Consider the following 5,771-nt stretch of genomic DNA (forward strand, 5'->3'; position numbering starts at 1 on the left):
CTCCACCTGGGCGCGCAGGTTCGGCTCCTCGTCGCCGCGCCCCGCGATGCGCAGCAGGCCATCCACCCCCCGCTGGCGCAGCCGGTGGAGCGCGTCGATCACCAGGTCGATGCGCTTGTACCGCTTCAGCCGCCCGACGTACAGGAACGTGGGCCGCGCAGCGCGCGCGGTGGCGGGATCGGGGGTGAAGAAGCCGAGGTCTACGCCGTTGTGAATGACGGTGATGCGGTCGCGGCGCAGGCCGCGCGCGACCAGGTCGTCGGCGGTGCTTTCGGAGACGGCCTGCGTGGGGAGGCCGCGGTAGACGGCGGGGATGGGGCGCTCCAGCAGCCAGGTGGCCGCGGCGAAGGGCGCGGAGGCCTCGCGGAACGCCGTGGCGCCGAACAGGTGGTGGACGAGCAGGACGAGCGGGCGGCGCACCCAGAACGGGGTGAAGAGCGGGACCTTGTTCAGGTCCTCCACCACCACGTCCCACCGCTCGTTCGCCAGGTAGCGGCGGTAGAACGCGGGGGCCGCCAGCGAAAAGGTGTTGCGGCCGCCCGTGCGCTGAATGCGCATGCCGTCCGCTTCCGCGGTGGGCGCGGCGCCGGGCCAGCCGGAGACGAGGGCGTGCACCTGGTGCCCGCGCCGCGCCAGCCGGCCGAAGATTTCGTGCAGGTGGGTTTCCGCGCCGCCGGACTGCGGGTTGGCGAGGTCCTGCCAGTTCAGGACCAGGATCTTCACGCCGGGCCGGCCTCGGGGTTCAGCCGGCGCATCACCGCGTCCAGCACGCCGTTCACAAAGCGCGGGCTCTCGTTGGTGCCGTACTTTTCGGCCAGGTTCACGGCCTCGCGGATGGCCATGCGCGGCGGCACCTCGTCGACGAACATCATTTCCGCCGTCCCCAGCCGCAGAATGGCGCGGTCGATGACGGACAGCCGCTCCATGCGCCAGTTCGTGAGCGACTCCTCGATCGCGCGGTCGATGCGCGGCAGGTTGGTCGCGACGAGGCGGACCAGCACCTCGGCGAAAGGCCGGTTTTCCGGCGAAACGCGCAGGTTGGTGACCAGGTCCGAGAGGGTGGCGATGGCCTCGGCGGGGTCGCCGCCCTTCTGCTCCCAGGCGTAGAGCGCCTGCAGCGCCCACCCGCGGGCGCGGCTGCGATGCTTCACCGCGCCTCCTTGCCCAGGCGCGTGTACAGGTCGCTCATCTCCATGGCCACCATCGCCGCATCCCATCCCTTGTTGCCGGCCTTGGTGCCCGCGCGCTCAATGGCCTGCTCGATGGTCTCCGTCGTCAGCACGCCGAAGACGACGGGGACGTTCACCGAGGCGCCCACCGCCGCCGCGCCGTTGGCCGCCGCGCCCGCGACATAGTCAAAGTGCGGCGTGGCGCCGCGGATGACGCAGCCCAGCGAGATCACGGCGTCAAAGCGGCCGCTTTCCGCCAGCATGCGCAGGGGACCGGCGAGTTCCCACGCGCCGGGCACCCAGACGGCCTCGATGTCGTCGTCCTTCACGCCGTGCTGCAGCAGGCAGTCGCGCGCGCCGGCCAGCAGCTGGCGGGTGATCATGTCGTTGAAGCGGCTGATGACGATGCCGAAGCGCTTTCCGTCGCCGCGGATCTGGCCGTGGTGTTCGATCAAGGGAGTGCGTGAGTGCGTAAGTGCTGGGTGCGTGAGTGCGACAAAAGAAAGTGCGCAGTGCTCAGGGCCAAGTGCCCGGTGCGCGCCGGCCACCGACGTACGCGCGGCGTTCGCTCGTACGGATACGTTCCTGGCGACGCGCCGTGTCCCTGCCGCGCCCGGCTGTAGGTGCGGCCCGCGCCAGATCCTTCAGCCCGCCAAGGCCGGCGCGCGGGACGGTCCGCTCGCCCGGGCCTCAGGATGACAATCCATGGGGTGCTGACGAGCGAGGTGCTTGGCCCCGCGCGATACTGGGGTGTGCCCCCTCTCCCACATCTGTTCGTGGGAGAGGGTGGCGAGCCTAAGCGAGCCGGGTGAGGGCCACAGCCGCGGCGCGTACCGGCCCTGTGTTTCCGCACGGGGCACTGGGCCCTGTGCACGGTCGCACCGCCGTCCCCGCACTCACGCACCCAGCACTTACGCACTTTCCCCTACGCCGCGTCGCCTTCCAGCGCCAGCATGTGCCCCATGCGGTCGCGCTTGGTGCGCAGGTAGCCGCTGTTGTACTCGTTCGGCTCCACCGTAAGCGGAATCTGCTCCACCACGCTCAGGCCGTAGCCGTCCATCCCCACGATCTTCTTGGGGTTGTTCGTCAGGATGCGCACCGACGACAGGCCCAGGTCGAGCAGGATCTGCGCCCCGATGCCGTACTCGCGCAGGTCCGCGCGAAAGCCCAGCGCCTCGTTGGCCTCCACGGTGTCCATCCCCTGGTCCTGCAGGTTGTACGCGCGAAGCTTCTGCACCAGGCCGATGCCGCGCCCCTCCTGCCGCAGGTACACGATGGCGCCGCGCCCCTCCTTGTCGATCTGCCGCATGGCGCAGTCCAGCTGCTCGCCGCAGTCGCAGCGCAGCGAGTGGAACACGTCGCCCGTCAAGCACTCGGAGTGCATCCGCACCATCACGTTCTCCACCCCCTCCACCTCGCCCTTGACCATGGCGACGTGCTCGAACTGGTCTACGTCGTTGCGGTACGCAATGATGCGCCAGTCGCCCATGGGGGTCGGAATGACGGCTTCCGCCTCGCGCCGCACCAGCCGCTCGCGCTTGAGGCGGTACGCCACGATCTGCGCCACGGTGATGAACTTGAGGTCGAACCGGGCCGCGAACTCCTCCAGCTGCGGCCGGCGCGCCATGGTGCCGTCCTCGTTCAGGATCTCGCAGATGACGCCCGCGGGCGGCAGCCCGGCCAGCCGCGCCAGATCCACCGACGCCTCCGTCTGCCCCACCCGCCGCAGCACCCCGCCGGCGCGCGCGCGCAGCGGAAAAATGTGCCCCGGGCGGCGCAGGTCCGACGGGCGCGTGGCCGGGTCCATGGCCACCTGAATGGTCTTCGCCCGGTCCGACGCGCTGATCCCGGTCGTGACCCCGAACTTCTGCGCGGCGTCTATGCTCACCGTGAACGCCGTCTGCAGCGCCTCGGTGTTGTTCTCGCTCATCTGCTTCAGTTCCAGCTCGTCCGCGCGTTCCGCGGTAAGCGCCAGGCAGATGAGGCCGCGGCCGTACGTGGCCATGAAGTTGATGATCTCCGGCGTGACGGCGCTGGCCGCGCACACGAGGTCGCCCTCGTTTTCGCGGTCCTCGTCGTCGGCCACGATCACCATCTTGCCCGCGCGGATGTCCTGCAGCGCGGCTTCTATCGTATCGAACGGCATGGCTGTCCCTGTCGCCGTATCCTGAAAATGCATCAGCGGGCGGAGTTTCCGCCCTGGGGCCCGCCGCGACGATCCGCGGCGAACCGGTTGTACACCGCACGCGCCGCAGCGGTGATGACCTTCTCCTGGTCCGCGTGCCGCTGGGCTCGGCTCCTCAGGCGTAGCCCCACGCCTGACGGATGGCGGCGGCGTCGGCCTGCAGCTCGCCGGGCACGGAGGTGCGGCCCGGCGCGCCCAGCAGGTTGCGGACGAACTTGCCGATCATGTCGCCCTCCACGTTCACCGCGGTGCCCTCGCGCAGGTCGCCGATGGAGGTGTGGTCCCACGTGTACGGGATGATGCTGACCTGGCAGATGCCCGGCGCGGGCAGGTCGTTCACCGTAAGGCTGATGCCGTTGAGGGTGATGGACCCGTGCAGCACCGTGACGCCGATGACTTCTTCCGGCAGGGTGAAGTCGATGAGCGTCAGCTCCTCGCGCGGGGCGATGCGCGTCACCTCTCCAACGCCGTCCACGTGGCCGGCTACCAGGTGCCCGCCCAGCCGCGCACCGAACGCCAGCGCGCGCTCCAGGTTCACCCGCTGCCCCACGCGAAAGCCGCCAAAGGTGGTGCGCTCCAGCGTGGTGCCGATGGCCTGCACGGTGAAGCCGCCCTCGATGATGGAGGTCACCGTGAGGCAGGCGCCTTCGATGGAGACGCTGTCGCCCAGCCCCATGCCGTCCAGCACGCGGCTGGCGTGGAGGGTAAAGATGACGCCGTTGCCGGCGGGCTCCACGGCCGCGATGGTGCCGACTTCTTCTACGATCCCGGTGAACACGAGCCTGGTCTCCTGCACGTAAAGGCGCCCGCGCGATGCCGCGCGGGCGCAAAGTTACCGCACGCGACGGACGATGGCGAGGGGGTCGCGCAGGAGGGCAGGCGCGTGGGGCCGGACACCGGCGCTAGTCGGGCGGGAGCATCGAACAGCGTGGGGTCATCAGCGGCATCAAGCGCGCTCCCCGGGCTACCCGCGCCCAAGGACGCTGAAACCCCGCCAGCCGGAGGTGTTCGCCCGGCCAACCTGGCGCGCAGCCATACCTTGAAGGCCAATGTGAGTGGACCGCCTCCGGCCAGGCCTTCGCCATGAGATCGGGTGGTGAGGGCTGACGCGCGTCCCTATCCCGCCAACCTCTTGTGCACCAGACAGGGTGGACATACATTTCGCGTCGCAGTTCATGGTGGCCGCTTTGTGCGGGGAGTTTTTATGGATTCTGGAGCATGTAATGAAGCGGTTCGGTACTGGAAGCGTTGCGACCATGTTGGCGGTCGTACTTGTGACGATGGCAGGATGCGAGCGGAATCCAACGCATTCGGAGACGCACGGAGCACCAGGTGCTGCACGCGCCGTTGCAGACGGCGCGCTCGCAAGCGGCAGCCTGAGCGTCGGTGAGCTCCACAATGCAGCGATGGATGCGGTGTTCCACGCGCTCACGCGCGCCAACCGAAACGGCACCCTCAGTCCCAGAGCCGGATGTGAGATCGCCCGTGCAGCCGTCGTGAATCATCTGCGCGAGTTCGGGCTGGGAAACCGACACGAACTCCTGATGGGCGACGGATTCAGCAAGGTCGGCTGCCGTCGTGCTTCGACCCGGAACACGGAACTGACGGTCCAGTCGTATGGGACCTCCTACACGTCGGAAATCATTGAGAGCAGCGGATTGTCATACGCCGCGAAGAATTCCCTGCATTCAATCAACGGAGCGGCGACTTCGGAGATCCTGTCTGTAGCTCAGGCTCAGGAGCAGATCTGGATGGTTGAGCAGCAAGCCTCGGCGGTGCTCGCACCCGCCGAGGCCGAGATTGTATCCGCGACGGCATCGGTGGCAGCCAGTTCGCTCCAATACTGGACCGACAACTTTCAGCTGTGGTATACCGCGAATGGGGGAGGCCTTGGAGGGCCGCCGGGAGACGATGTCCCCGTGAGTTGGATCACGGCCAGCAACGTTACCGTCATGGGCGGCGGCTGGGGGGGCTCCGTCAAACGGGTGGTTGCCGGTGATGTGGGTGGCGCCGTTGCAGGCGCGGTCGCAGGAGCCTTCGCCGGCGGTGTCGGTGCGGGCCCTGGCGCATTGGCCGGCGCCGCCGGTGGGTCCGCTGGTGCGGCAACACTGGAACTCCTTTCGCGGATCTTCTGAGGAAATTGTTATGAGGAACGAGAATCGTTCGGCAACCCCCGAGCCGACGATCGCGCGAATGGCAATGGTCGTTCTCGTGTTCGTGGGAGTCGGTGCCGGGGTCATGGCGCTGATGGGACAAGAGCCCTACTGGTCCGTGTTCACGGGGGTTGGAGTCGTGTTCGCACTGAGCATGCGTAGGCGCTCGCGCGACGCAAAGAGGCCCGCGGCCTGACATCGCGATCCGTAACGAGCAGCGGCCGGACGGGAATTCCGTCCGGTCGCTGCTCGTTCCTGCGCCAG

Annotated in this window: 6 protein-coding genes; 1 reads left to right on the plus strand and 5 read right to left on the minus strand. The window is 68.4% G+C overall.

The genetic code is table 11. From position 1 onward, the window contains the following. From VF665_RS19130 to VF665_RS19150, 5 genes are all read right to left on the minus strand, one after another. A partial coding sequence (locus VF665_RS19130; protein WP_331055060.1) for a glycosyltransferase family 4 protein occupies positions 1-723 on the minus strand: 723 nt, incomplete at its 3' end. Next, on the minus strand, positions 720-1,151 hold the full coding sequence (gene nusB, locus VF665_RS19135) for a transcription antitermination factor NusB (protein ID WP_331055061.1): 432 nt from the start codon (positions 1,149-1,151) through the stop codon (positions 720-722). The genes VF665_RS19130 and nusB, both read right to left, overlap by 4 nt. Further along, positions 1,148-1,624, minus strand: a complete 477-nt coding sequence (ribH, locus tag VF665_RS19140; protein WP_331055062.1) for a 6,7-dimethyl-8-ribityllumazine synthase — start codon at positions 1,622-1,624, stop codon at positions 1,148-1,150. The genes nusB and ribH overlap by 4 nt, the downstream gene beginning before the upstream one ends. A 470-nt stretch (positions 1,625-2,094) precedes the next feature. Continuing rightward, positions 2,095-3,315, minus strand: a complete 1,221-nt coding sequence (locus tag VF665_RS19145; protein ID WP_331055063.1) for a bifunctional 3,4-dihydroxy-2-butanone-4-phosphate synthase/GTP cyclohydrolase II — start codon at positions 3,313-3,315, stop codon at positions 2,095-2,097. A gap of 154 nt (positions 3,316-3,469) precedes the next feature. Next, entirely contained in the window at positions 3,470-4,150 is a 681-nt protein-coding gene (locus VF665_RS19150; protein ID WP_331055064.1) for a riboflavin synthase, read from the minus strand. 352 nt (positions 4,151-4,502) lie between these two features. Between VF665_RS19150 and VF665_RS19155 the strand changes: the two genes are divergently transcribed. Further along, complete coding sequence (locus tag VF665_RS19155) at positions 4,503-5,489, plus strand: hypothetical protein (protein WP_331055065.1); 987 nt, start codon at positions 4,503-4,505, stop codon at positions 5,487-5,489. Positions 5,490-5,771: the final 282 nt, after the last annotated feature.

The sequence above is a fragment of the Longimicrobium sp. genome (assembly GCF_036387355.1).
Lineage (GTDB): Bacteria > Gemmatimonadota > Gemmatimonadetes > Longimicrobiales > Longimicrobiaceae > Longimicrobium.

What these genes read in the sequence shown, in the direction of transcription:
- VF665_RS19145 (WP_331055063.1), bottom strand. Translation starts at nt 3,315, where the DNA reads ATGCCGTTCGATACGATAGAAGCCGCGCTGCAGGACATCCGCGCGGGC.